The organism is Gilliamella sp. B14384G10 (genome assembly GCF_016101685.1).
Classification (GTDB): Bacteria; Pseudomonadota; Gammaproteobacteria; order Enterobacterales; family Orbaceae; genus Gilliamella; species Gilliamella apis_A.
Map to the genome: position 1 here is coordinate 412745 of NZ_JACFQA010000002.1, position 25360 is coordinate 438104.

31 protein-coding genes and 1 pseudogene are annotated in these 25360 nt (G+C 32.6%); 6 read left to right on the forward strand and 26 right to left on the reverse strand.

Features of this window, described 5'->3' with window-relative positions:
• Positions 1 to 45: 45 nt before the first annotated feature.
• On the reverse strand, positions 46 to 1251 hold the full coding sequence (locus H3T54_RS06195) for an acetate kinase (RefSeq protein WP_110447983.1): 1206 nt from the start codon (positions 1249 to 1251) through the stop codon (positions 46 to 48).
• Positions 1252 to 1444: 193 nt separating this feature from the next.
• On the opposite strand from H3T54_RS06195, the gene yfbV reads away from it, so the two are divergent.
• Positions 1445 to 1900: a terminus macrodomain insulation protein YfbV gene (yfbV, locus tag H3T54_RS06200; protein WP_198199711.1), complete on the forward strand. Its 456-nt coding sequence runs from the start codon at positions 1445 to 1447 to the stop codon at positions 1898 to 1900.
• A gap of 10 nt (positions 1901 to 1910) precedes the next feature.
• Positions 1911 to 2417: a primosomal replication protein PriC gene (priC, locus tag H3T54_RS06205; protein ID WP_198221504.1), complete on the forward strand. Its 507-nt coding sequence runs from the start codon at positions 1911 to 1913 to the stop codon at positions 2415 to 2417.
• Between the two features lie 466 nt (positions 2418 to 2883).
• Here the strand turns inward: priC and H3T54_RS06210 are convergent, their stop codons facing one another.
• From H3T54_RS06210 to H3T54_RS06220, 3 genes are all read right to left on the reverse strand, one after another.
• A complete protein-coding gene (locus tag H3T54_RS06210; protein ID WP_086359891.1) occupies positions 2884 to 3300 on the reverse strand; it encodes a hypothetical protein in 417 nt (138 codons plus the stop codon).
• Between the two features lie 112 nt (positions 3301 to 3412).
• On the reverse strand, positions 3413 to 4048 hold the full coding sequence (locus H3T54_RS06215) for a hypothetical protein (protein WP_198221505.1): 636 nt from the start codon (positions 4046 to 4048) through the stop codon (positions 3413 to 3415).
• 471 nt (positions 4049 to 4519) lie between these two features.
• Complete coding sequence (locus H3T54_RS06220; protein ID WP_198199701.1) at positions 4520 to 4879, reverse strand: hypothetical protein; 360 nt, start codon at positions 4877 to 4879, stop codon at positions 4520 to 4522.
• A gap of 665 nt (positions 4880 to 5544) precedes the next feature.
• On the opposite strand from H3T54_RS06220, the gene H3T54_RS11960 reads away from it, so the two are divergent.
• Positions 5545 to 5679: a hypothetical protein gene (locus H3T54_RS11960; RefSeq protein ID WP_255520624.1), complete on the forward strand. Its 135-nt coding sequence runs from the start codon at positions 5545 to 5547 to the stop codon at positions 5677 to 5679.
• 251 nt (positions 5680 to 5930) lie between these two features.
• On the opposite strand, the gene H3T54_RS06225 is transcribed toward H3T54_RS11960, so the two are convergent.
• From H3T54_RS06225 to H3T54_RS06290, 14 genes and pseudogenes are all read right to left on the reverse strand, one after another.
• Complete coding sequence (locus tag H3T54_RS06225) at positions 5931 to 6377, reverse strand: hypothetical protein (RefSeq protein WP_198221506.1); 447 nt, start codon at positions 6375 to 6377, stop codon at positions 5931 to 5933.
• Positions 6378 to 6491: 114 nt separating this feature from the next.
• Positions 6492 to 6902 (reverse strand): J517_1871 family lipoprotein, encoded by a 411-nt coding sequence (locus tag H3T54_RS06230; RefSeq protein ID WP_198221507.1) that lies wholly within the window; start codon positions 6900 to 6902, stop codon positions 6492 to 6494.
• Between the two features lie 146 nt (positions 6903 to 7048).
• Positions 7049 to 7396 (reverse strand): hypothetical protein, encoded by a 348-nt coding sequence (locus H3T54_RS06235; protein WP_198221508.1) that lies wholly within the window; start codon positions 7394 to 7396, stop codon positions 7049 to 7051.
• A 66-nt stretch (positions 7397 to 7462) separates the two neighbouring features.
• A complete protein-coding gene (locus H3T54_RS06240; RefSeq protein WP_198221509.1) occupies positions 7463 to 7846 on the reverse strand; it encodes a DUF2750 domain-containing protein in 384 nt (127 codons plus the stop codon).
• A gap of 275 nt (positions 7847 to 8121) precedes the next feature.
• Positions 8122 to 8961, reverse strand: a complete 840-nt coding sequence (locus tag H3T54_RS06245; RefSeq protein WP_198221510.1) for an immunity 22 family protein — start codon at positions 8959 to 8961, stop codon at positions 8122 to 8124.
• A gap of 199 nt (positions 8962 to 9160) precedes the next feature.
• On the reverse strand, positions 9161 to 9481 hold the full coding sequence (locus H3T54_RS06250; RefSeq protein WP_198221511.1) for a hypothetical protein: 321 nt from the start codon (positions 9479 to 9481) through the stop codon (positions 9161 to 9163).
• Between the two features lie 83 nt (positions 9482 to 9564).
• Positions 9565 to 9693 (reverse strand): annotated as a pseudogene (locus H3T54_RS12075) (hypothetical protein); the annotation flags it as partial.
• Positions 9694 to 9894: 201 nt separating this feature from the next.
• A complete protein-coding gene (locus H3T54_RS06260) occupies positions 9895 to 10329 on the reverse strand; it encodes a hypothetical protein (RefSeq protein ID WP_198221512.1) in 435 nt (144 codons plus the stop codon).
• 4 nt (positions 10330 to 10333) lie between these two features.
• Complete coding sequence (locus tag H3T54_RS06265; RefSeq protein ID WP_198221513.1) at positions 10334 to 10603, reverse strand: hypothetical protein; 270 nt, start codon at positions 10601 to 10603, stop codon at positions 10334 to 10336.
• A gap of 434 nt (positions 10604 to 11037) precedes the next feature.
• On the reverse strand, positions 11038 to 11520 hold the full coding sequence (gene comJ / locus H3T54_RS06270) for a competence protein ComJ (RefSeq protein ID WP_086364676.1): 483 nt from the start codon (positions 11518 to 11520) through the stop codon (positions 11038 to 11040).
• 671 nt (positions 11521 to 12191) lie between these two features.
• Entirely contained in the window at positions 12192 to 12785 is a 594-nt protein-coding gene (locus H3T54_RS06275) for a hypothetical protein (RefSeq protein WP_198221516.1), read from the reverse strand.
• Positions 12786 to 13026: 241 nt separating this feature from the next.
• Positions 13027 to 13623 carry a hypothetical protein gene (locus H3T54_RS06280; RefSeq protein ID WP_198221518.1) on the reverse strand — a complete coding sequence of 199 codons (597 nt, stop codon included), beginning with the start codon at positions 13621 to 13623 and terminating at the stop codon, positions 13027 to 13029.
• A 183-nt stretch (positions 13624 to 13806) separates the two neighbouring features.
• Positions 13807 to 14136, reverse strand: a complete 330-nt coding sequence (locus H3T54_RS06285) for a hypothetical protein (RefSeq protein WP_198221520.1) — start codon at positions 14134 to 14136, stop codon at positions 13807 to 13809.
• Between the two features lie 29 nt (positions 14137 to 14165).
• Positions 14166 to 14816 carry an RHS repeat domain-containing protein gene (locus H3T54_RS06290; RefSeq protein WP_198221521.1) on the reverse strand — a complete coding sequence of 217 codons (651 nt, stop codon included), beginning with the start codon at positions 14814 to 14816 and terminating at the stop codon, positions 14166 to 14168.
• A gap of 39 nt (positions 14817 to 14855) precedes the next feature.
• Between H3T54_RS06290 and H3T54_RS06295 the strand changes: the two genes are divergently transcribed.
• Positions 14856 to 15278, forward strand: coding sequence for a hypothetical protein (locus tag H3T54_RS06295; RefSeq protein ID WP_198221523.1), 423 nt, complete (start codon positions 14856 to 14858; stop codon positions 15276 to 15278).
• Between the two features lie 188 nt (positions 15279 to 15466).
• The gene (locus H3T54_RS06300; protein ID WP_181414670.1) at positions 15467 to 15628 is read left to right on the forward strand and encodes a hypothetical protein; all 162 of its coding nucleotides are present in this window, start codon (positions 15467 to 15469) and stop codon (positions 15626 to 15628) included.
• 7 nt (positions 15629 to 15635) lie between these two features.
• Here the strand turns inward: H3T54_RS06300 and H3T54_RS06305 are convergent, their stop codons facing one another.
• Positions 15636 to 16058 carry a hypothetical protein gene (locus tag H3T54_RS06305; RefSeq protein WP_110447999.1) on the reverse strand — a complete coding sequence of 141 codons (423 nt, stop codon included), beginning with the start codon at positions 16056 to 16058 and terminating at the stop codon, positions 15636 to 15638.
• Positions 16059 to 16193: 135 nt separating this feature from the next.
• A complete protein-coding gene (locus tag H3T54_RS06310; RefSeq protein ID WP_198221525.1) occupies positions 16194 to 16838 on the reverse strand; it encodes an SMI1/KNR4 family protein in 645 nt (214 codons plus the stop codon).
• A gap of 332 nt (positions 16839 to 17170) precedes the next feature.
• On the opposite strand from H3T54_RS06310, the gene cysK reads away from it, so the two are divergent.
• Positions 17171 to 18136, forward strand: coding sequence for a cysteine synthase A (cysK, locus tag H3T54_RS06315; protein ID WP_086364358.1), 966 nt, complete (start codon positions 17171 to 17173; stop codon positions 18134 to 18136).
• Positions 18137 to 18230: 94 nt separating this feature from the next.
• On the opposite strand, the gene ruvB is transcribed toward cysK, so the two are convergent.
• The 6 genes from ruvB to H3T54_RS06345 form a co-directional block, all read right to left on the reverse strand.
• Positions 18231 to 19235 (reverse strand): Holliday junction branch migration DNA helicase RuvB, encoded by a 1005-nt coding sequence (ruvB, locus tag H3T54_RS06320; protein ID WP_065578930.1) that lies wholly within the window; start codon positions 19233 to 19235, stop codon positions 18231 to 18233.
• A gap of 14 nt (positions 19236 to 19249) precedes the next feature.
• Positions 19250 to 19858 carry a Holliday junction branch migration protein RuvA gene (gene ruvA / locus H3T54_RS06325; RefSeq protein WP_198221527.1) on the reverse strand — a complete coding sequence of 203 codons (609 nt, stop codon included), beginning with the start codon at positions 19856 to 19858 and terminating at the stop codon, positions 19250 to 19252.
• A 255-nt stretch (positions 19859 to 20113) separates the two neighbouring features.
• A complete protein-coding gene (locus tag H3T54_RS06330) occupies positions 20114 to 20452 on the reverse strand; it encodes a YbaB/EbfC family nucleoid-associated protein (protein WP_086364356.1) in 339 nt (112 codons plus the stop codon).
• 33 nt (positions 20453 to 20485) lie between these two features.
• Positions 20486 to 22546 carry a DNA polymerase III subunit gamma/tau gene (gene dnaX, locus H3T54_RS06335; RefSeq protein ID WP_198221529.1) on the reverse strand — a complete coding sequence of 687 codons (2061 nt, stop codon included), beginning with the start codon at positions 22544 to 22546 and terminating at the stop codon, positions 20486 to 20488.
• Between the two features lie 250 nt (positions 22547 to 22796).
• Positions 22797 to 23975, reverse strand: a complete 1179-nt coding sequence (locus H3T54_RS06340) for a M20 family metallopeptidase (protein WP_198222012.1) — start codon at positions 23973 to 23975, stop codon at positions 22797 to 22799.
• A 92-nt stretch (positions 23976 to 24067) separates the two neighbouring features.
• The gene (locus H3T54_RS06345) at positions 24068 to 25294 is read right to left on the reverse strand and encodes a hypothetical protein (RefSeq protein ID WP_110448068.1); all 1227 of its coding nucleotides are present in this window, start codon (positions 25292 to 25294) and stop codon (positions 24068 to 24070) included.
• Positions 25295 to 25360 lie beyond the last annotated feature (66 nt).

Genomic DNA, 25360 nt, shown 5'->3' on the forward strand with positions numbered 1-25360 from the left:
TTAAATCCAAAAAACAAACCGCCTTATAGGCGGTTTTAAAAACTTTTAAGCTGTTAAACGTGCAGCATCTTGGGCAATGACGAGTTCTTCATTGGTTGGAATTACCATCGCGATTACTGAACCATCTTTAGTAATTGTACCGCCTTTACCAAAACGAGCCGCTAAGTTGCGTTCTTGATCAAGTTCAATACCAAGTAAGCTTAATTTTTGTAAAGCCATACGACGAACTTCTTCAGAATTTTCACCGATACCACCAGTAAATACGATTGCATCTAAACGACCGTCTAATAACATTGCATAACCACCAATGTATTTTACTAAACGATGAACAAAAACATCTAAGGCATTTTTTGCATTTTCATCTTTATCGTAATTATCGGTTACATAACGACAATCACTGCTAACACCCGTTAAACCTAGTAAACCAGATTTTTTATTTAATAAGTTGTTAATATCAGCAACAGACATTTTTAAGTTGTCATGTAAGAAGAACATAATAGCAGGATCAATATCACCACTACGTGTACCCATAACTAGACCTTCAAGTGGCGTTAACCCCATTGAAGTTTCAACACATTTACCATTTTTAACCGCAGTAATAGAGGCACCATTACCTAAGTGACAAGTGATCACGTTAGTTTCTTCAACTGGTTTATTTAATAATTTAGCTGCTTCACGGCTAACATAATAATGGCTTGTACCATGCGCACCATAACGACGAATACCATGTTTAGTATATAATTCATTAGGGATTGCGTATAAATATGCTTCTTTAGGCATTGTAGTATGGAATGCGGTATCAAATACTGCGACGTTTTTATCTTTTAAATGAGGAAAAGCGGCATAAGCTTCACGGATACCAATTAAATGTGCAGGATTATGTAAAGGTGCGAAAGCCGCTGCTTCTTCAATTCCTTTTAATACTGAATCATCAATTACAACTGATTGGGTATATTTCTCACCGCCATGAACAATACGGTGTCCAATTGATTTAATACTATCCAATAATTCTGGTTTTTGTGGAAAAATACTGTTAACAATAAAACGGATTGCTTCGCTATGCGCTGCACCAGCACCTAAAGAAGCTTCTTTCTTTTCACCATCTAATTTCCATTTAATACGAGCATCAGGAAGGTGAAAACATTCAGCTAAGCCAGATAAAAATTCATCACCATTTTCAGGGTTTATGATTGCAAATTTTAAAGATGAACTTCCACAATTCAGAACAAGAGCGTTATTACTTGATGACATAGTAATTCCTATAAATTGAATAAAAAGATATATACCAATCAAAATTGGTAACTCTACACATGATTAAATAATCAATGTGATATACAAGGCGACTTCTGATATCTTGGTTTTTAAGATAAAATAAAGAGAGCCCCCAATTTGAATGACACTATTTTAAGACATTAAAATGTGAATGTCGAGGAATCCAAATCAGATGAATTTAGTTAAAAAATTTAAGGCAGGTCAAACATATATGGATCTTTGCCCCAAAGATAAGGCGCTTTCATATTCATTTCCGGAATTAAAAATTATTAACCACATAAAAACCGCAAAAAAAATATTACCACCAATCATTATTGGCTTAATTGTTTGGCAATATTATCTGCCAGCACAATTAGCAGTAACTATTGTTACTATTCTATTTGCTTTAAGCTTACCTATTCAAGGAATATTATGGTTAGGCTATCGATCTCAATCGCCACTACCATTATATTTGGTTGATGGTTATAACCGAATTAAATCACAACTAATTGAAAAAAAAATAATCAGTCCAAACCGAAATCCTAATGAAAAATTAACGTTTGAAGCACTAATGAAATTGATGAATCTATCTAAAATTCATCTAGGCAACTATTTTGGACAAGATGATGATACATCTAACCAACCATGAAAATATATCTATGCAGAATTTTTTGGAAAAATTAAAAGATCAGATAAATCAACTTGAGCAACAGATCAACCTATCTGATCAACCCACTTATCAAGAACACTATTTTGATGAACATCTGTTTAATAGCAGTAAGATTGAGGTCGATTTTCAATTTTATATCGATAAGATAAAGCTTACTTATCATTCTCTCTGTGATGCAGCTTTAACCGAAAAACTAAGTCAAATTGAATTTTTATCAGAAAAACTTATTGACCAAATTACTGCACTAAGTCGTGAGCTTGCTACTGTACATTTACGCAAGCAACCAACAAGTTATGTAATTCAAGAAACCGTTGCAGAAAAACATTCCAGACATTTAGATTATCTGCGACGATTGCAAGAGATGAAATATGAATTAGAACTATCGCCTGAGGCTATTGATTATACAAAAATAGCAGCATTAGATAATCGGATATATCGTTGTGAACAAGCAATAAAAAAGATTGAGTTAGATATGGAAAATGAGGTCTTCGATTAAAGTCGAATTATTTTATCAATGCAAATTTGAGATATTAACAGTGACCATCACTGCATGTTGGTGGCATATTGATTATTTATCTAAACCATGATTGTTAAATGATACACTTTAGCCTATCTAAAGCTAAATAATGCTCGTTTATAACAAATATAACAATATATATAAACTAAAACTTTTTAAATTAAAATTATGAATACATCATTTTGGTAAAAATTTAAACATGATAGCTATTATTTTACTATTTTAATAAAAATAAAAATCTATTTATTAAACAAATAATTCCCTAACAGATAAAATAACCGCGATTAATTGATAATTTAAAGAAAAGTGAGTAGATATTATTAAATACCCCCCTCATAGCTAGTTATCGTAAATGATTACGAATCAAATAGATAAAAAGATGTTATTTCCTCAAATTAAATAAATGATAAAATACGAAAAATCCTTCATATTTACTAAGTTAATTTTATACTTTAAGTACACTAATAAATAATTCGTGTAGCTTACGACTAAATTCCGAATTTTCCAATTCCTCTGGTAGAACTAGAACATAGTAGTATAAGTCTTTAAGATGTAGATTAATATTGTAAGGTTCGAAATTCGTTTCCCTTTCAAATTCAATCAAAGTTGCAACCGCGTTCAATGAAACTTTTTTAGCTTCTATCGTTACACAGCCTTCACCTTGCATATCAATGTTATAACCATTCTCATAGTGATATTCAAGCATTTCATTATTCTTATAACTAAATAACCACTCGTCTCCCATCCAAGGGTTATAATAACTTTTGTAGTTAATAGCTATCATTTTTTTTCTCCATTCGGAGAAAACAACATTTATAGGTTTAGTTGAATAAAAAGAGTTCCAAGAACCAGTCCACTCCATAAATAACCCCAAAAATATTTCTTTTATTCAAAAAATGTGAGTAAACATTATAAATCAGAAGATAAAAACACCCAAATTAATGTACAAACATCAAAGAAATAGTATCGATTTTTTATAGATATATCTCTAAGAGTTTTTTATCAAACAATTTGTTGCCTAATATTCTTTTTCTTTTACTAAATATCAATTCCATCTCTTTATCTGTTAAAGACCTATTATGTTTTTTGCTTAGGTATAAAATTGTCAAAAAAGGATAAGCATAATAGTCTGGGAATAATATGATATCTTTTATCGTTTCAGGCTTTAACTCAATAAGATTGATAGCTCTTGGCAAATAAATATCTCTCACCTTAGTAAAAATCCATTCACAAGTTTTTTTTCTTTCTTCTTCATTTCTGGGTAAATCTACAGTACCACCCAAATTAGGAGCGAATGATTTAAAACCAATCTCCATTGAAGTATTCATTGCATAAACGACGCCTTCGGGGTTATTTGATCTATATGGTGGATTTATTTTATTAAAAAAAACAATTAATTCTGGAGAATCAACACTTGTACTGAGACAGTACCCCTGAGCATTATTTAAAAATCTGAAACCTATACGGCCACTTGCTTGATTAATTTTTGTTTTTTTTATGGATATTTCCGTTTTTAAACATTTGATATTTGGGCTATATATGATGTTTTCCTTTAAATAATTATACAACTCAAATTCAAACAATTTTCTTAATTCAGCTGTCACCGACATTTTTGCTCCTTAAAACATCATACATGAATACTTATATTATAGTAGCTAACTCATATATCTTTATCTCACATAATATATTGATTTTTTAGCAACCTATTTTTATTAATCTCATTAACAATAATTTTATAATATCTTGTTTTTATAAATTAAAAATTTTATCTGTTTAATTTATACGTTATTAATCTTCTAAAATACTTAAAGCCATTTCAGTAGCGCCCTTTATATCAATATCATTCGATTTTAGTGATATATTAAGGTCTTTCCTTAATCTTTCGTCGCGAAAAACAGCTGCTACTTGAGTAGTCCAGTACCTAACACTATCAGCAATAGTTTCATCCTCCAATCAAACATACAGAGTAAGGAATAAACATAATTGATTATCAATACGATGATTTAATTGAATTAGAATCTAGATGGAACTAATTAAATAGTCATTAGAATGACTAAGGTGAGTAGCTAAGTATGATCCAATTATAAAATAATTTTTTGAGTTATTTCCCTAATTTGCGAATAATATGCTGATACATCTCTGGCTTTGAAATCTTTACCGTAATTACTAATTGTAAAGAAATCATGTTCAACAAAATGAGTAAATAATAAAAAAAGTGTATGTTCGAAAATAACGAATAGACCTTTAATCACCTCATTATAGTTATCAGTTTTACCAAATTCACCATACGCTTTTGCCAAACTATGACAAATATTTAACAATATTGAAAATTTTTCTTTATCAAAATAAGAATTTTCATGCAGTTGATATAAAAATGTCTGACTATCTTTCGCTTGAAATTCATTCAAAATATATTTTTCAAGCTTTATCCGTTTATCCATATTGCTTTTCTTACTGACATTACATGATAAAAATTATCAAAAATTTAATTTTATTTTCCGACATTTAAATTATCTAAATTTATAATACATAATATTTATAACTAACTGCATCATATATTATTTCACATTCCAAATCGTTTATTATATTCATTTGAATATTCAGTATCGACTATGAGTTTGCAGTAGCATTTATATAATTTAAATAACTATGAATTAGTAATAATATATCTTTATGAGCTAAATCAACAAGATATAAATCTACAATTCGCTTATTATCAATAATATACCATTGCCTATTTGTCGGTATTTGACATGGAAAATGACTGTTCTGTAAATAGAATTATTTGATAGCTTCGATTATTATACACTTCAATGTGTTCAAAACTCATAGATGATAGTTTAATTACGTTTGCTTACAATGCGGTCAAATAAGGTTAGTGACCATATTAAATTTACCTGATTAAAATCACGTTTTAATAAAATATAAATTTTACTTAACTTTTTATTTAATATAGGTTTGAATAGGAGCGTGGTTCAATATTGCGCTTGCCGAGTTTGTCTACCTTTTCTAAAATTAGATCATAGCAATAGGAAATATCATCGTTTTGTTTTAAATGTACGCCTTCTAAACAAACTCTATATATCCCTTTAGGAATATTTGAATTATGCCAACCAGTATATTCTTCCCATTGCCAAAAAACTGCCTACACGGTAGTAAACAATTTTCATCAAGTTTCGGCTGTACGCTACCATTTCTAAACTACCTACACGGCAGTAAACTAGAACATTATACACAATAAACTTTGTTCAGAAACCGCTATCCGATTTATTCCTGTATACACAGGGAACGCTTCAATTAATAATGAATATTTTGTTATTGACCCGGTTTATCCCTATGTATATAGGGAACACAACCCAGCTCGTCTATAAACGATTTAATTTCACGGTTTATCCCTGTATACACAGGGAACACCTAAACACTCTTCAAAATAATTAATAAAAAAACCTCGTTAGAGGGTTTTATTTAGAAATTATATTTTTGAATAAAGAATTAATTCATTCTTGTACAGTGCATTAATGTTTTGTTCTTTTTATTATATTCCGAGTCAGTAAACATCTGTGATGTCTCAGTGGTCATTTTAAACTCATCATCTGATATATATTCGAGTTTGTTATAACCAGTTATTTTTGTGTCATCGAAAGTATTGCTATATTCTTCATTTAATTTTTTAAAATCCAGCTTTATTTTTCTATCACTATCGGGCAATTTTACAAATAGAGCATCGTTTTCCTTTGTATATACAATTAACGATTTTCCTTGATTAACAGGTGTCGAGTAATCCTGAAATAAACCATTTTTCCAATCAGCTTCTTGTGTGGTAGCTGTGCACTCCCAACCTCCTACAAGCATCTCCTCAGTTACTTTCTTCTCGCTACTTTCATCACCGCAACCAGTTAAAACCATCCCAATTAAGCCTGCTAAAATTATTCTTTTCATACCATCTCCTTTTTTGGCAATGGTATGTTATTTAAGAATTAGGAGCAATAAAAAACCCTCGTTAGAGGGTTTATGAATAGTATTTATATATACAAACTAAAACATTTATTAAAATTATTTGTTAAATATATTTTGGCAAAACGTCGATGATTTAGCTAAATTGTCATCCTTATAAAATTTATACTTTGTTTTACCATAGTAATGCGTCACAGCGTCGATTGTGTTGTCAGTAATTTCTGTAACTTCAAGTTTTTCTCCGCTTTGATAAATTATTTCTGCACCATTGAATACCAATTTACCATTAGCATTTTTACCATTCCACGAGTAACAAAATTCTCCAGTTCCATCATTGTTAATTTTTAATGTGTTCAGGTATGGACCTGATGCCCCCACCCAAAAACCCACCATTGCAGGCAGCGGTGATACCGCGCGGGCTGTTATAAAATCATCCCCATTTACATCACTGATAGTTGCACATCCAGACAAAAATAAACTAATTAAACCAACTAAACACAATTTTTTCATTCCATTCATCCTTATTTAACTAATATGTAATGAATAGTATGAAATTTTAGTTATTAAATCAACGACGATTTAGTAATCCGCCATTTCTAAACTACCTACACGGTAGTAAACATAGAATTAATGAGTTACATGACTACGCAGTCTTTCTAAACTGCCATATCGGCAATATATAAACTACCTGTTACATTAAGAAAAAAATATTTATCACTGAATATAACATTCCGATTGTCATTACTAGGAATTTCATTTAAAAACAATCTAACTATATACCCACCATCATCAATACCCATGATTGGTAACGCAATACCCTGTTCTAAAACAAAATCTCCTTTATCTGTAGTTGTAAATTGTTGAAGTATATTCTCTCCATCATTTATTTTTCCATCAAAAGGGCCCAGTATCCCAGGATAATCAAAAATAATTATGCCATTAAAATCAACATCAACATCTATAGTTTTAATCACACTTACTTCCTGCTTTTCTATTATTTTCACTATTTGTTCATTTTACTCAATGCATTATAAATTTATAAAATCACACTAATAGATTTTATACACAAATTACTCATATTGTTCTAATTCGTTTTCTATTAGCGCTTTTAATTGCAAAGGAGAAATGATAATACTCTCTTTTTCCTTTACCGGAAAAAGGACTATATCAATTTTATCTTTTGCTAATCCATTTATCCATTTGTCTAAAAAATAATATAAATCCATTTTTTTAGCAAAATAGTCATATTTATGAGTTATATTGTATTCATTAACAAATTCTTTTTCAGGCCAAAAAGGTGTTATTCTTCTACCATTTTCATCAGATAATAGTAACCAGCCATTATCTCCATAACTGCTCCAAATTAATTCAAAATCTGCTACTTTTCTAATTAAGTATTCAAGTCTTTTATGCGAATCGAGTGATTGTACATTTAATAATTTTATATTATCCATATTCTCTGACCCTAATAAAGAGTCAGTCACCTCTGATTTAGTTAAATCGAGATGCATTCTATTTTCAATATTGGTTATCTCACAACAAGCATGGACATGCTATTTACATTTTACCCATCTTATATAATTCTTTAGATATGAACATTTAATTTGACCGGCGCTGATAAATGAAATCAAAGCAAAAAGTTTTACTTGTGTCAAAAAAAGCCTGAATAATGAAATTCAGGCTTATATGGCAGATTATTACAAAGTTTATTACTATCTTTATATTGATCTCAAAATTTAAATATTCCTATATACTTAAGACCATTATAATTTTCTTTATAAGGTTTTTTAAGTACCGCTTCACTTGCTTTATACCAAACTAAAGCATTTGCTTTGGTTATGCCCATTTTATAACATTGATCTATAATTTTCTGTCTACAATCTATTCCTGGTGAAATTAATTTATCAATCAGTTCTCCAACATCAATCTCTTTTTTCAATGGTTCAGGATATCCGATAAAATCTTCATCATACCAATTAGTGCCTATATCTTTACAAAAACCACAAATCTTATACTCAGGGCTATCTAATTCCTCAGTAGTATAATCCAGTTCAAAATATTCCTCATATTTTTCAACTGGCATAAAATTTGACCCTATCCATAAATATTGATCCGATGATAGATCTTTATTAAATTGAGATTGGTATTTAGTCTCAGCACTAAATTCACCTATATACTTAAGTCCGTTATAATTTTCTTTATAGGGTTTCTTGACCTCTAGATTTAACATTGGATCATTATTTATATACCAAAATACAGAATTAGCCGTTGTGATACCTAATTTAATACATTGTTCATAAATTTTTTTCTTTTCACTTTCATTTACTTCTATTATATCAATAATCGAATTGATATCTTGAGGTGTAGAAAACCTGTCAGGCATAATAAGCTGCTCTGACATGTACACTACATCACCTATATCAGCACAGAATAAACATGATGGTGTAAGGAAATCATTAATTGGTATATTTTCATTCTGTTCAAAATATTGTTTGTATTTTTTCTCTGAAGAAAAATTATTACCTATCCATAACAGAATAGTCACTTTATCTACATCAATTTTACTCATAATAATCCTTTCTTAATTAACATTTAGGCTTATATCTCATTTAGTAGAATCCTAAATACTTTTAAATTGATTAACTTCGCATAGTTTCGATATATCATATTGAAAAATATTAATTTACCATTCAACTACAGATGGTTTTCTGTGGAATAATATGCTATTAATGAGATACATCGAAAGATCGCGTACTTTCAGTAATATATTATTGGAATTCTAAAAAAGCATCGTTTTCATAATAAAAAATAAATGCTTCAAATAATTCATCTAATGACGGAACACCTAATTGTTGTTTTGCGTTTGCTACAATTTCCTCGATCGTTCCTCCATCTAAAACTTCAACCCAACCATCATTTTTAACTTGTTCTGGTAAATATTCATCAGAATCAGGAGGAAAATCCCTAGCATCTAAAGTAAAAACTCCTTTTGTAGACAATGTCCAGTTGTTTTTATTTGGAGGTAAACAAAAAAACTCTGTATTATTTTCTGGAGAAGATAAAACATCGCCAATGGAAATAAGATCCATAAACCACCTCGTTAAATATTTTCAATAATTACTGACCTGAAACTTGATACAGCTATCAGCTCGACCGGTTACATATTCACAAATTAAAATTCCACGGCCCACCTAAGTTTTCGTCCATTGAGCACATACTGATACAAATTAAATTCGCCAGCTAACCATATCTGGGCCAGCAGAATAAAGCGCCCTATATCTGGATCATAATACCTGAAATTATTGTAGTGAAGTTAGATTTTTGTCTAATTATTGGCCTTAACCCTTTAAATCTTATTGGATTAAGATATGTGAGGCTTTCTGTATTGCTTTATACCATAATCGGGAAAAGCATTCCCTGAGAATTTCACCAGCTTCATCCGTCAACTATTCCTGATTGCTGATAAAGACAAAAAATAATTTATTATTTTTATATGAATTCTTTATTTATGAATATAATACAGATGAATATCATATTCATTATCGCTTAAAGCAATTACTCTATCTGGGGACGTGAATACCAATGAAAAATCATATGTCCTATTGATTGAAAACAAGCTTAATATGAAGTCTGAAAAACTTTCGACATAAAAAGATATACTCACATTTCCGGAATAGAACATATTACACATAATATCCTTTTTTATATTCAATATACTTTCAACTTCCCTAGCTAGGACATTTCTATTTATAGGTAAATTAAAAAAAATTTTTTTAATATCATTATCAATTTTATTTATTTCTATTAACATTTTTCTATGCCATATAAATTCATTATCATGTAAAAGTGATACATTAAATGAACTAATACCATTTAATTTGGTTGCATAATCTCTTGCTCTAAATAAATTTAATTTATCTTTTAAACTCGTTTTCATATTTTTATGCAGGCATAACTATATCAGTTGCAATTATATTTATAACATCACCTGATTGCATTTCTATCTCTATATATTTGTATTTCGTATCATCTTTAAGATTAAATTGATTTACACTTACACTTTCGCCCCATTCATCCCATTTTGGTATATTAATGCCTTTAATACCTTTGCATATAATATCCATAGGAAGAGAAGAATTATTAAGGAACTTAATTATAAGAGTACTTTCTTGCCAATCAAGAATCAAAGATACTAATGTCCAATCATGCATATTTAAAATTCTTTATTATTTAGTGTTTAATGGCATATATGCCTCAAATGTTTCCTTTGATAGAACTTTATCATCAATACGATGACCTTCTCCAACTACAATTATTTACCAGACAATGTGTATCTTAGTTGAATATAAACTAAGACACACTTTTTGCCAGTAATAGGATCTAAATTTGCATCTTTCCTATCACTGCTTTTGGCTTGTTTGAAATTTAACTTTGATTTCTATCGTCCCTATCAATTTTAAAAAACTTCTGACCGCAAATATTTTTAAGATTAATATGTAGTGATTTTTATAACATCTATAAGATATAAAAATCTATATATACATACTTACTTTTTAATTTCGCTAATTAACAAGGTAAGGCCTCACATATATAAACTAAATTAAATGTTTTATTAAAAATTACATTGATTATATAAATTAGTTAATCATAAGAAACCAAGTTTAAGTGCTTTATCTTTTTCGCCGCCCCAAGGATCATCAATCAGGTATCTGGCAACTATTGGGCTTTCTGCTGGAACAAAAGTAAATTTGTAAAAAACCTCATCATTTTCGCAAATTTCATAATAAAGATCATATAAAGATCTATCAAATGCTATGTTTATTTTGAATTTTTCTGCAGCTGATGCAACTTCTACATTATCACTATTATTAATATAAAAAGGAGTCACAATACACCGTTGTGTATTTTCATCCATAACAAAATTATCTGTTAGATTTAAAACAACATTAGCTCCAAAAGCTTCGTCAGGTAAAGGATCAAATATAACATAATCTTTATGAATGACGGCACCTTGTTCAATATTCTCTTTACCCCATTGAGATAATTTTTCAGAATAAGCTCTAGATCGAACTAAAATTTGATTATGGGAAATCAACAAATCAACTACTTGATTGTTAGGGTTTTCCATGCACTACCTCCATTTGAATTTTACTTTTTGTCAGACAACCCCCAACATAACTATTCGATTGCTTTACTATGAGCCTGATTATTATGCAGATCAATGTGCCTAACATGCGCTATTAGACCTTTTTAAATAAATCCATTAATCATTTCAATCAGGTCTGATTTCGTTTTAACTTTTTTTTATTTTTAATAACTATTTAATAAAAAATCTATTTATCTTCTTTCATCGCACTTACTAATCGAATCGTTTTTCCAGAATCAACAAGCATCATCTCCATACATGGCTCTGCTCCACTATATAACCTGAATAATAGATAGCTAGAATTATTTGCTTTCGTTATACAATAAAGCAAGGAGCCCTACCCATCAGATCAATTAGGTGCAGATATTAGCTGATCATTATTCACACATGGATAATAAAAAACACCTACAATAGGAAAATTACCTCCTTTGCGAAGGTCCAAATGTATCTCTTCGACCCTATTTCGGCTTGCTATTGGTTCGAGGGAGCAATTTAATTCTTTTTTAAGTATTGTTTCTATCTCAGTGAGATCGCTATTATTCACTATGATGCTAAACGCTATCATTTTATTTTCCAATTGATAGGTCACTTAAATATTATCTGTTCTTTTATTAGATTATATTGAACATCTTGTCTATTTTATTTGCATTTTATTACACGTCTTTGGCCACAAAATAGGCAAAGGCATGGTTAGTTAAATAATGCCCATTTTCCCCATTAAATTTTTTCGCTGCATCAGGCCAGGCAAAAAAACGTGTCTCAGGTTTATCCGCAATCTGCCCCGTTTCCCGATTAATTAAATAAACCTTCTTGGCGCCTTTTTTAAATATTTTCCATACCGCTTTTACAAATTTATCGGTTTCGGGTTGTTTTACTACATCATAAGAAGCAGTTAACCGACCGTTCATTAAAGATCCAGGTGCATAACCAGCCATTGTTGAACATGAAAAACGGACAAGACCTTCTCCAACCATAGCACCATCATAATTTGCCCCTGGATAATGTATAACATATTTTTTTTTATAATCTTCAATACTTAAAATATCGGTATTTATAATACTAAAATCTATATTTTTAGCTATTTCTATATCCAGTACATCTGATATTGGTATATTCAAATCAGGCCATCTATATTGTGTAATAAATTTAACCGATTCAATCTGATCTTTTAAAAATTTGGAGAACTCTACTGCATCCACTGCAGTCATGAAGATTTCTAAAGCAGGCAGTTTAATTTTACCAGTCATATAATTTCACTTTAATAGTTAAAATAATTAGATAACATGTTAATCTATTCTATTTTATATATTTCCAGATTCCATTTTGATATATCAAGTGCTCCCGAAGAGGGTATAGTTCCTTTTGGTACGGCAATCGCAACTGCATCATGATCTTGCTTAAGAATGCGTTTAACATTTTATAAATAGAATCAAAGTTATTTAGATCATCAGAATAAAAATTAGCAATGGCTATTTTATTTCGATTTTATTACACGTCTTTGGCCACAAAATAGGCAAAGGCATGGTTAGTTAAATAATGCCCATTTTCCCCATTAAATTTTTTCGCTGCATCAGGCCAGGCAAAAAAACGTGTCTCAGGTTTATCCGCAATCTGCCCCGTTTCCCGATTAATTAAATAAACCTTCTTGGCGCCTTTTTTAAATATTTTCCATACGGCTTTTACAAATTTATCGGTTTCAGGTTCTTTTACCACATCATAAGAAGCAGTTAACCGACCATTTCTTAAAGACTCAGTATCATAATCGGCTAATTCAGAACATGAAAAGCGGACAAGACCTTCTCCAACCACGGCATTATGATAATCTGTTGAATTAGGATAATGTCCAACATAATTTTTTTTATAATCTTCAATACTTAAAATATCGGTATTTATAATACCAAAATCTATATTTTTGGCTGTTTCTATATCCAGTATATCAAAAATCGGTACATTTCGATCGGGCCAAATACCTTGTGTAATAAATTTAACCGATTGAATCTGATCTTTTAAAACTTTTGAAAATTCTACTGCATCCACTGCAGTCATAAAGATTTCTAAAGCAGGCAGTTTAATTTTACCAGTCATATAATTTCACTTTAATAGTTAAAATAATTAGATAACATGTTAATCTATTCTATTTTATATATTTCCAGATTCCATTTTCAATACATCAAGCCCTCCCAGAGAAAATATGCTGATGGAAAACTATTATTTAATATATAAGCTGCGCCAAAACTTTATTAATCTAAATACTTGAGCTATTAAGGATTAAAGATATGCGTTTTTAAAGAATTGAACATCAGGTAAAATTATATCATCAACGCATTCTAAAATTTCTTCCGTTGTATTATTTTTGTTATGTTTTTCTCTCCATTTTTCTAAATCTTTTAGGCATAATTTAATATTTTGACGTCTAGAGTATAAGTAAATATCATCCATTGCGAATATTGCAAAAAATTTATTATCGTAAATATCACTATGGATAAATATTTTAGTTAATAAAATCCATAATTCCTTAACTAAATTAGGGCTAACAATCGGCGTTGATATATAAGGTGATGAAAACACATCTCTGATAGAACCAATTAGTTCATACATATCAGAATCTTTAGTATCTATTGCGTATTTTAATTCCTGTATTTGTTAGAGCAGGAAGGTGCTGTAATATCAATATCATGAATTCGAACGACTATTAAAGTTCCATTTGCATTCTGCCATTTATACTCATAGCCATAGTTTCCAGTATAGCCTTTTGGAGAAAATAATTTACGAATCTGAGCATTATTTGGAATAGTGATGAGATTTGAACCATCAGCGCGATTGATTGTATTACCAGATAATGTACAAGGATTAAAACCTAGTGGATCAAACCAAGTTAACGGATTCGGCGCATACTGATACAGATTCAAATCGCCCAGCAACCCAATCGGGGCTAGCTGAGTAAATCTACCTATATCCGGATCATAATACCTGAAAGTATTGTAATGTAAGCCGGTTTCTCTGTCTAAATATTGTCCCTGATATCTGAGGTTTTGCTCTATGGGTTCGTGCTTAATTTCATGAATCCGCTTTCCCCACAACTGAAAGCTACATTCCCACAGTATTTTACCGTTTGCATCGGTAAGTTCTTCCGGACAGCCATTCAGGTCGGTGTGGAAGTAGCGGATATGTTGTTCTTGGTTGCCGTCTGTGTCTATCCGCGCCAGTGGTTCGTAGCTGTTCTGGTCGGTATAGATATACAGGCTGGTGGGGTGATTCGAGCCGGTTTCCTGAATCATTCTTAAGCCGTCCCACAGGAAGCGGGTACGGTTGTAGGGTTGGCCTTCGCGGTCTATCTGATGTTTTTCGATACGCCGGCCAAGGGCGTCGTAGACGTAGCCGTAACGCTGACTGCGGCCTGTTTGTTCGATGCGTACTTCGCTCAGGCGGTGTTCAGCATCGTAGTGGTAGTGCTGGGTTGTGCCGATGGTCTGTTTGCTGGCAGTTCTGCCGTGCTCGTCGTAGCGGTAGTGGTGTCCTCTGAAATGCAGGAGCTGGTTACAGCGAATCAGGTTGTGATTGCTGTAGTCTTCTCTGTATTTGCTGTCCAGCAGGTTGGCAGCGGCATCGTATTGCAGGTTTTCCCAGTATCTCTGATTACGGCAGCCTTCGATTCTGCCAGTGTGATCATAGCGGTAATCGGTCTGGCGTGTTTGCTGTGTTTTTTGCTTACCAATCGGTCGAGGTTGTCGTACTGGTAGCTGCGTTCGAGCAGGATATCAGGCAGGATGGGATTCTGATTGCGCTGTATCTGTTTGCATTGCAGCCGGCTGTTGCGGTCGTATTTGAACTGGGTGTTCAGGCGTCCCTGAGTGCGTAATAATTCGCGGTGCAGGTGGTCGCGTTCGATATCGCTGATGATGTTGCCGTCGATATTTATCTGGTGCAAGTGTCCGGAATCATAATACAGTTTGTCGATGGCTCGCCTATCCGGCAGGGTAGTGGCGATATGGTTGCCCAGTGGTTTGGTCGTAGCTTAGTTGTTATTTACGCCCGTCCAGATAGGTTTGTTCAATTAATCAGCCAGCAATCTTATATTGGAAACAGTTAAAAGTTATTCAAGAAAGAGAAATCATTCCTACTTTTCCATCCGGTGATAAACAAATAACTATTCCTTTTCCTTCCAGTCGAACTACATCACAAATTTTATTTACATTCCAATTTTTTATTTTAGCTAGCTCTAGCCAATTATTAAGTTTCCAGCTATTTATTCTACCAAGAATTACCATCTTTTTTCTAAAACCATGCATGTCAATATCTATACTTATTACAGTGTTATTTTTAGATAAAATATTGACATTGCCATATAGATGGCTAAATATTTTTGATTTTCTGTTCAGTCTTGCTACAGGTAATTCTGGTTCTCCCATCGTTTCATAAATAAGAGAATCAGATGATCCGACATGCAATTTTTTGATGTGTAGACTGTTAATAATATCCATTAACTCTATTTGAAATATGGGGTTCCATTCTTCATTCATTATGAGTAACCTATTTTAACATTATAGCTTTGTTCATTACGTCCAATCTCAATATTACCCAAAGATTTGTAGCTTATGATATCTGCATTAAAATCTATCATTTAGATGATCCTTTTTAATAAAATTATCCCTTTTTTACCTTATAAGCCCTTCTCTTTTAAATTTCGCTATCAACTCACGTCCTTTTTCAGAAAGTTCTAATTTTTTTAAACGCACCTGAATTATTTTTTTCGAAGACATAAAAAAGTATTTAGAATCATTCATCAAAAAATTTATATAATTATCAGAATAAGGAACATTAGGAGCAAAATCTTCGATTTCGGTTTTAATAATTTTTGTTAAAAATTCATCAAAGGAATTAGCGACAAGTTTTAAATCTAGATTCTGCTCTAAATAACCATTTCTGACTGTCATATCAAAATATAGGTCATTAACTTCATGATCCCAATGATAAACTTTGCCATTTGGATACAAACAAAGTAAATCTCCGAAATTTAGAGATGCTATAGCAATGGACCGTTTAGGGATTCTATTTAAATACATCCAGTTATTAGCAATTACATCTTCCCGATCTAGTTTCCTAGAGAATCCGAACATTACTTCAAGCGGAAGTAATTCACCTTGACAGTCAATGGAATAATCAAACAGATCCTCATCAAAAGCAATGACATTATATTTCTTTAAAAATTTAATATAAGAATTATGAGAATCTGTTGTAATTTTTAATTTAGAAATAAGCTTATCAATATTTCTTGGCACAGCATATTTTGATTCAAACATTCGATTTCCTTTAATACCATTCATAATTAAGAACTAATTTATTAGCAACTTAATAGTCCTTGTTTTATAGTTTTGCGTTATTAAAAGTTACCAATCTATCAGATAATTATAAATTTTTATACTACGTTGAGATCTAATTAAATTAACTTAAATTATTTACTATTTTATGATCACATTTTTAGTTATCAATGATAATTAAACCTTCTCTTATATCAAAAACGAATATTGTTATAATTATTAATTAGTTTTATCTTTTATAGTTATATTTATAATGATATTAATATTAACAAAGTGATACTATTTATCATTAGGCAATAAAAAAGGATTCAAACATGAGTAAAATATTTGATGATAATTCACAGACCATTGGCCATACACCTTTAGTTCGTTTAAAACATTTCGGACAAGGAAATATATTAGCCAAGGTAGAATCTCGTAATCCTAGCTTCAGTATCAAGTGTCGCATTGCATCAAATATGATTTGGGATGCTGAGAAACGTGGTTTATTAAACCCTGATGTTGAACTTATCGAGCCAACCAGTGGTAATACTGGTATCGCACTTGCCGCGGTTGCAGCTGCTCGTGGATATAAATTAACCTTAACCATGCCTGAAAGCATGAGCATTGAACGCCGTAAACTTTTAAAAGCTTTAGGTGCTAATCTCGTGTTAACCGACGCAGCTAAAGGAATGAAAGGCGCAATCGAAAAAGCGGAAGAGATTGTTGCTAGTAATCCTAAACACAATATTATGCTTCAACAATTCAGTAATGCCGCTAATCCAGAAATTCATGAAAAAACTACTGGGCCAGAAATCTGGCTTGATACTGACGGACAAGTCGATATTTTTGTTGCTGGGGTCGGTACTGGTGGGACTTTTACTGGTGTAACTAAATACATTAAAAAAACTCAAGGTAAAAACATCACTGCAGTAGCAGTTGAACCAAGTACTTCACCGGTTATTAGCCAAGCACTTGCTGGTGAGCCAATCAAACCAGGACCACATAAAATACAAGGTATTGGTGCAGGATTCATTCCTGATAATTTAGATTTAAGTTTGATTGATTTGGTCGAAAAAGTAAGCAATGAAGATGCTATCGATACTGCGCGGCTATTAATGGAAAAAGAAGGTATTTTAGCAGGAATTTCTTCTGGTGCCGCCGTATTTGCCGCCGACCGCTTAGCTCGTTTGCCTGAAAATGCCGATAAAACTATTGTGGTGATACTACCATCATCAGGCGAACGTTATCTTAGTACTGATCTATTTAGTGGGATTTTCACCGAGAAAGAACTCGGTTAATTCAGTTAGATTATTCAATAGAAACAAAACACCGCTCTTGAGCGGTGTTTTATTAAATGATAAAGAGTTAAGCTATTATCTTATTCGATCAAATTTAAACGTCTTGAATAATACCAAAATGTCGATAAGCATGAGGCGTAGCAATTCGGCCTCTCGGTGTTCTTTGGATATAACCTTGTTGAATCAAAAATGGTTCTAACACATCTTCAATGGTTTCACGTTCTTCACCTATTGCAGCTGCAATATTATCTAATCCTACCGGCCCACCCATAAATTTTTCGATAATAGCCAGAAGTAACTTGCGATCCATATAATCAAAGCCTTCATTATCTACATCTAACATATCTAATGCTTGAGTGGCAATTCGTTCATCAATAACGCCTTTAGATTTTACATCTGCATAATCCCTAACCCGCCGTAATAAACGGTTAGCAATCCGTGGTGTACCTCGCGAACGTTTAGCAATTAAGTAAGCACCTTCTTTAGAAAGATCCATACCTAAAAATTTTGCACTACGGCTAACAATATATTCCAAATCTTCTACACGATAAAACTCAAGCCGTTGCACAATACCAAAACGATCACGTAATGGCGAGGTTAATGAACCGGCTCGAGTTGTTGCGCCAATAAGGGTAAAAGGTGGCAGATCAATTTTAATTGAACGTGCTGCAGGCCCTTCACCAATCATAATATCAAGTTGATAATCTTCCATTGCTGGATATAAGATTTCTTCAACAACTGGCGATAATCGATGGATTTCATCAATAAATAACACATCATTAGGTTCTAAATTGGTTAGCATAGCAGCTAAATCACCCGCTTTTTCTAACACCGGGCCTGATGTGGTACGTAAATTAACATTCATTTCATTAGCAACAATATTTGCCAATGTCGTTTTACCTAAACCTGGAGGGCCAAATATTAAAACATGATCAAGTGCGTCACTACGCTGTTTAGCTGCTTGAATAAAAATTTTCATCTGCTCACGAACTTGAGGTTGTCCAATATACTCATCCAAATACTTAGGACGAATGGCTCGATCTAAAGACTCTTCTTCTTTTTGTGCCTGTGGAGCAATTAAACGATCCGCTTCAATCATTATCAATACCTACTTTACAATACTGACTTTAATGCTTCACGTATTAGCATTTCACAATCCATTTCTGGTCTAATGACTTTACTAATAATACGGCTGGCTTCTTGTGGTTTATAACCCAAAGCAATAAGTGCTGAAACAGCTTCACTTTCAATTTGATTTGATGATTTTTTAATATCACCAATATCAATAGCTAGGTTAACATTTGATAGTTCTTCACCAAAGCGTTTAACACGATCTTTCATTTCAACAATTAATCGTTCAGCGGTTTTAGTCCCCACACCTGGTAATTTGACCAATGTTTTAATTTCACCTTGTTCAACAGCATTAATAAATTGTGCTGCTGACATTCCAGATAAAATCGCCAGCGCTAATTTTGGGCCAACGCCATTAACTTTAATTAATTCGCGAAATAACTCTCGCTCTTGTTCATGATTAAAACCATAAAGTACTTGAGCATCTTCTCGAACAGCAAAATGCGTTAACACAATCACTTCTTTGCCATTGTCGGGTAACGCATAAAAACAGGTCATTGGCATAAAAACTTCATAGCCAACACCACCAACTTCAATTAATACTTTGGGTGGTTGTTTCTCAATAATGATTCCACGTAAACGACCTATCACAATATATCCTTAATAAGTTAATATTGATTACATAAGTTTGATTAAAATAACCCTAAATTAAATAATATTTAAGATTCTAGATTAATCAAATTGATATGATCAACATTGAAAGTGAATTGAATGTAATTGTCAGTTAGTTTACCTGATAGGAAAAAATTAATAAAGAAAAACTGTATAAATAGACAGGAGATAAAAAGAAATTTTGCCGACATAGTCGGCAAAATGGATAAGACGATATCGGATTAGTTTTTCAACTTAAAATGGCATTTTAAAGCCTGGTGGTAATTGCATGCCGCCAGTTACTTGAGCCATTCTTTCTTTTTGCGCTTCTTCTAAACGACGAGTTGCATCATTGTAAGCAGCCGCAATCAAATCTTCTAGCATTTCTTTATCATCTTCAGTTAATAAAGATGGATCAATTTCCACACGTTTACAACTGTGCGCACCATTTACAGTCACTTTAACGATACCAGCACCAGACTCACCGGTAACTTCTAATTTAGCAATTTCTTCCTGAGCTTGCTGCATTTTGGCTTGCATCTGTTGGGCTTGCTTCATCAAATTACCCAAGCCACCTTTTCCACCTGAAAACATAATTATTCCTCGTTAATAATATTTAGCCCGTAATTATACAGGACGAATACTCGCTTCATCAATCTTCGCATCAAAATATTGACAAATCATTTCGACTTTAGCGTCTTGATTAATAGTCTGTTTAGCTTGTTCAAGCTTTTGTTGATATAAATCTTCACGCATTTCTAACGGCGTTTTATTTTCTTGATTATCATCAATAACAATTTTTAAGTTTAATGGTTTTTGACGATATGCTGATAAAGCAGATTCAAGTTTTGTGCAATTTGCCGGTGATTTTATCAAGTGTTTCACTGACGAACGCATATGCAAAACAATATTATTGTCATCAATTTGTTCAAAATAAGAGTTAATTGCGATTTGTTTAATTAATGGCGCAAGTTCTAATTGTTCAATTTCAGCACACCACGCGTCTTTTTCAGCCATTTCAACAATTAGTTTTTTAGTCATTTCTGGCGTTTTATCAACTTTTAAAGAATCGCATAATGTTTTTGCATCGAGTGCCGGTTCATTTTTCGTTTCAACTAAGCCACAAGCTTGCCATTGATAATTCTCAGCAGTTATCTCTTCTTGTTTTGCTTCCTCATCATTTTTTTCAATATTATTGCCTAACTTGTTGGCAAGCTGCTGAGCGTCACCCCGTTTACTGTTAATTAAAGAATTTGATGGTTGATGGTGATCAACCAATTCAGGCTTTTTTGGCTTTTGTTCCTCTTTAATTAACTGCATTCTCATCTCTAAAATATTTTTAGTGATTGATGATGCATCATCTGGAAGTGATATTTCTGGTTGTGATGCAGTATTTTCATCACTAGTAACTGATCTTACTATTGTATTGTCATTTAATTGCTGATTTTCAATAGCTGATTTAACAGTTTGCTTAATAGGCATTGCATCATTTGCGTTTTGTGATGAAAGTGTCACAGCCTGAGCTGGTTGTGTTTTAATCGGCGATTCAGCTTTTTTTGTCGGTATAGTAGCTGTTGCAGCTGGTGGCTTAATCGCATCGACATTTTTAGGCATAAATGCTAAAGCGCGTAAAAAACTCATTTCAACACCCATTTTTTTATCTGGTGCAAAAGCAAGTTCTTTACGGCCCATTAATAAAATTTGATAAAACAGTTGCACATCATTAGGAGCCATATATTGAGCTAAGAAGCGTAACTGTTCTTCATTGTCTGTATAATCACCCAATGCTGTCGGCACAACTTGTAATAAGGCAATTTGATGTAACAAAGCAATAGATTCGGTTAATAAATTATCCCAATCCGCACCTTGCAAAGCAGCCGCTTCAATCTGTTGCATCAAAGTATTACCATCACTTTGATAAAGAGCATTAATTAATGAAAAGGGAATTGCTTTATCTAGAGTGCCAAGCATAGAGGCTGCTGACGCAGCATCGATTTTACCATTACCAAGCGCTATTGCTTGGTCGGTTAAACTTAATGCATCCCGCATACTACCATTTGCTGCTTTAGCTAACAGCTGTATTGCCCGCGGTTCACTTTCAATTTGTTCTAATTGCAAAATATGTTTTAGTTGCTCAGAAATTAATGATGTATCAAGCACATTTAAATGCAGATGCAAACAGCGAGATAAAATAGTGATAGGTAATTTTTGCGGATCAGTTGTTGCTAATAAAAACTTAACGTGTTCTGGTGGCTCTTCCAATGTTTTTAATAAAGCATTGAAGCTACTACGAGAGAGCATATGGACTTCATCGATTAAGTAAACTTTAAAACGGCCTTTGCTTGGCAAATATTGAATATTATCTAAAATTTCCCGAGTATCTTCGACTTTAGTACGTGATGCGGCATCAATTTCGAGTAAGTCAACAAATCGACCCTGTTCAATCTCACGACAATTATCACAAACACCACAAGGGGTTGCAGTTATACCACTTTCACAATTTAAACCTTTGGCTAATAATCGAGCAATCGAAGTTTTACCTACACCTCGAGTACCAGAGAACAGATAAGCGTGATGAACTCGACCAAGAGAAAGAGCATTAGATAAAATTTTTAAAACATGCTGCTGTCCTACTACTTCAGAAAATGATTTTGGTCGCCACTTACGTGCTAAGACTTGATAACTCATAATCACCGTTACTTATTACTAATAAATTTTGCTAATCATACCATAAAGTGTCAATGTAGTCTTTAAGATGCCGATAACCGATTCGATATTAGGTGAGATTTTTAAGCAATAAAATACCCTTTGCACAAATTTTGAAACTATTAGGCTGTTTTGAAGGATTAATTATTGAAAAATGATTTATCAACCTTCAAACAGTCAATCGAAGGTTGATAAGTAAAAAAATAATCAACTGGTGATTAATTATGAATGGCTAATCTTGATTTAAAAAGGCCCATGCATATTGTGCATAAAATTCTGCACCTAATGCCATGCCATCTTCGTCGACATTAAAACAGCCATGGTGATGTGGCCATTGAGTATCTTTCTCAGGATTACCAGATCCGACTAAAGCAAATGCACCTGGAATGTTTTGCGTATAATAACTAAAATCTTCACCACCGGTGGTTGGTGCTTCAAAATACAATGCATCTTCACCAAATGATTCAACAATGACTTTTTGTGCTAATAATGCACTTTCTTTATCGTTAATAACCGGTAAAGTACCATAGATATATTCAACTTCAGCTGTCGCTCTATACATGGCTGCAACTTGGTTAGCATAACGTCTAATTGCTGCTTCAATTTTCTCTCGCACTGCAACATTAAAGCATCTCACAGTTCCCTCTAAAACCGCATTTTCAGCAATTACGTTAAAGCGCGTACCCACATCCATTCGACCTATAGTAACAACCGCAGGATCGAGAGGCGATATTTCACGAGAAACAATTGATTGAACATTCATAACAAATGCAGATGCAACCATAACCGCATCCACTGTGTCATGAGGCATTGAACCATGACCTCCACGCCCTTTAAATCTAACTGTTAATAGATCTGCTGAAGCAAAGCTTGAACCAACAACACAAGATACTTTACCTACCGGCATTTGTGACCATATATGCATACCAAAAGCGCTATCAACACCTTCAAGTACACCTTGTTCGATCATCCCTTTTGCCCCTTGAGCAATTTCTTCAGCCGGCTGAAATACTAACCGTACATTACCTTTTAACTGTTCACGGATAGAATATAACGTTTTAGAAGCCGTTAGCAACATAGCCGTATGAGTATCATGTCCACAAGCATGCATTTTGCCATCAATAGTGGATTGATAATCAATATTGGTGCTTAATTCCTTTACCGGTAAAGCATCAATATCTGCTCTAAGTAAGATCGTTTTACCTGATTTACCGCCTTGAATATCAGCAATAATTCCAGTCGGCTTAGTGCGTCGATAAGTAATACCAATTTTATCAAGTTCTTCAGCAATTCTATCGGTGGTTCTAAATTCTTCCCACGGTAGTTCTGGATGACGATGTAAATCACGACGAAACGCGATCATGTCGTTAATATTCTGTTTTATTGAATCTTTAATAGTTTGATTAATCATGTTACTACCTTCTATATATTTCATATGTATTCATTTAATAGTGCACATATTTGCACAAATCTACAAGTTGAATCTGATAATTAAATTTCCAACTATTTTATTGGTGTTAACGGGCCAACAATCATATTAACCATGATGCCAGCTAATACAACTGATACCATCGTTACTGAAATAAATCCGCCAATTAACATTGGTGGTAACATATGGCTGGTTAATACCTCTTTTTCTTTTGGATCTTTGGTTAAATTATTAATGACCTCGTTAGTGATAATATAATCGGCCGGAAATCCATATAATGCAGTTAAGGCGATCGAAAAAGCCATTTCTTTACTTACTTTTAAAACTTTACCGACAATAACCGAGAAAATAAACATCCCAATAACGGCAGAAAGAATAAAAATAATTAAAGGTGTGATAAGCCTAATTAACATATCAGGCGTTGCTCGGCTCAAAGTATCAAAAATAAATAACATTAATCCCATTACTGCCAGCCCGAAACCACCAGCTTTCTTTAAAGGATGACGCTCTAAAAAACCTAAAGAAGCAGCAACAACACCAAATAATAAACATAAGACAAATGGGCTAATACTGACGACTGGTTTTAATACTTCCGACACTGAATAAGCTAAAAAACCGACTATTGCAATACGCAAAAAGATAAAGTACGAAGAATTATAACTCGCTGGAATTTTAGCAAACAGACTAGGCATTGGATTTTCATCAGTAGTTGCAGTTTGCTTATCCATAGTAGTAACATCTTTTTCAACTACCCAAGTCCCTTCATGATATTTTTTCAATACACGGCGGCCTTCTTTTTTCAGCATAATTGATGTTAATGGATAACCAATAAAACCTTGCATTACATAAATTATAATTGCAAATACAGCCAAATCTGGCAATCCAGCTTCGGTTGCCCCTTTAGCCATAATAATAGCTGAAACAATACCACCGACTAATGGTGGAATAGCGACAATAATAGTATTGAGATCAAAAAATAGATATCCAACAATAATAGCAATAACAATAATACCCACAATCCCAGAAAGCGATATAAGTATTGTCTTCCATTGTAGTATCAACTCATTTATTGATAACAAAGTTCCCATGTTCACAATCAATAAATACATAAACATAACAGCGACTACATTTGGAATACCTGCTCGAGCAACAATATCAGTTGGAAAAAATGTCCAATAACCTAATAAAAACAGTACCGCGCAAATAAAAACTGAAGGTACCCAAGCTTTAGTTCGTGTTGAAACAACATCACCTAGATATAAAATAATAAGCAATAAAACTAATGCCAACATCTGTGGCATATCATTCATAACGGACATATAAACTCCATTTTTAATAAAAAATTAAATTATCAAAATAATTAAAAT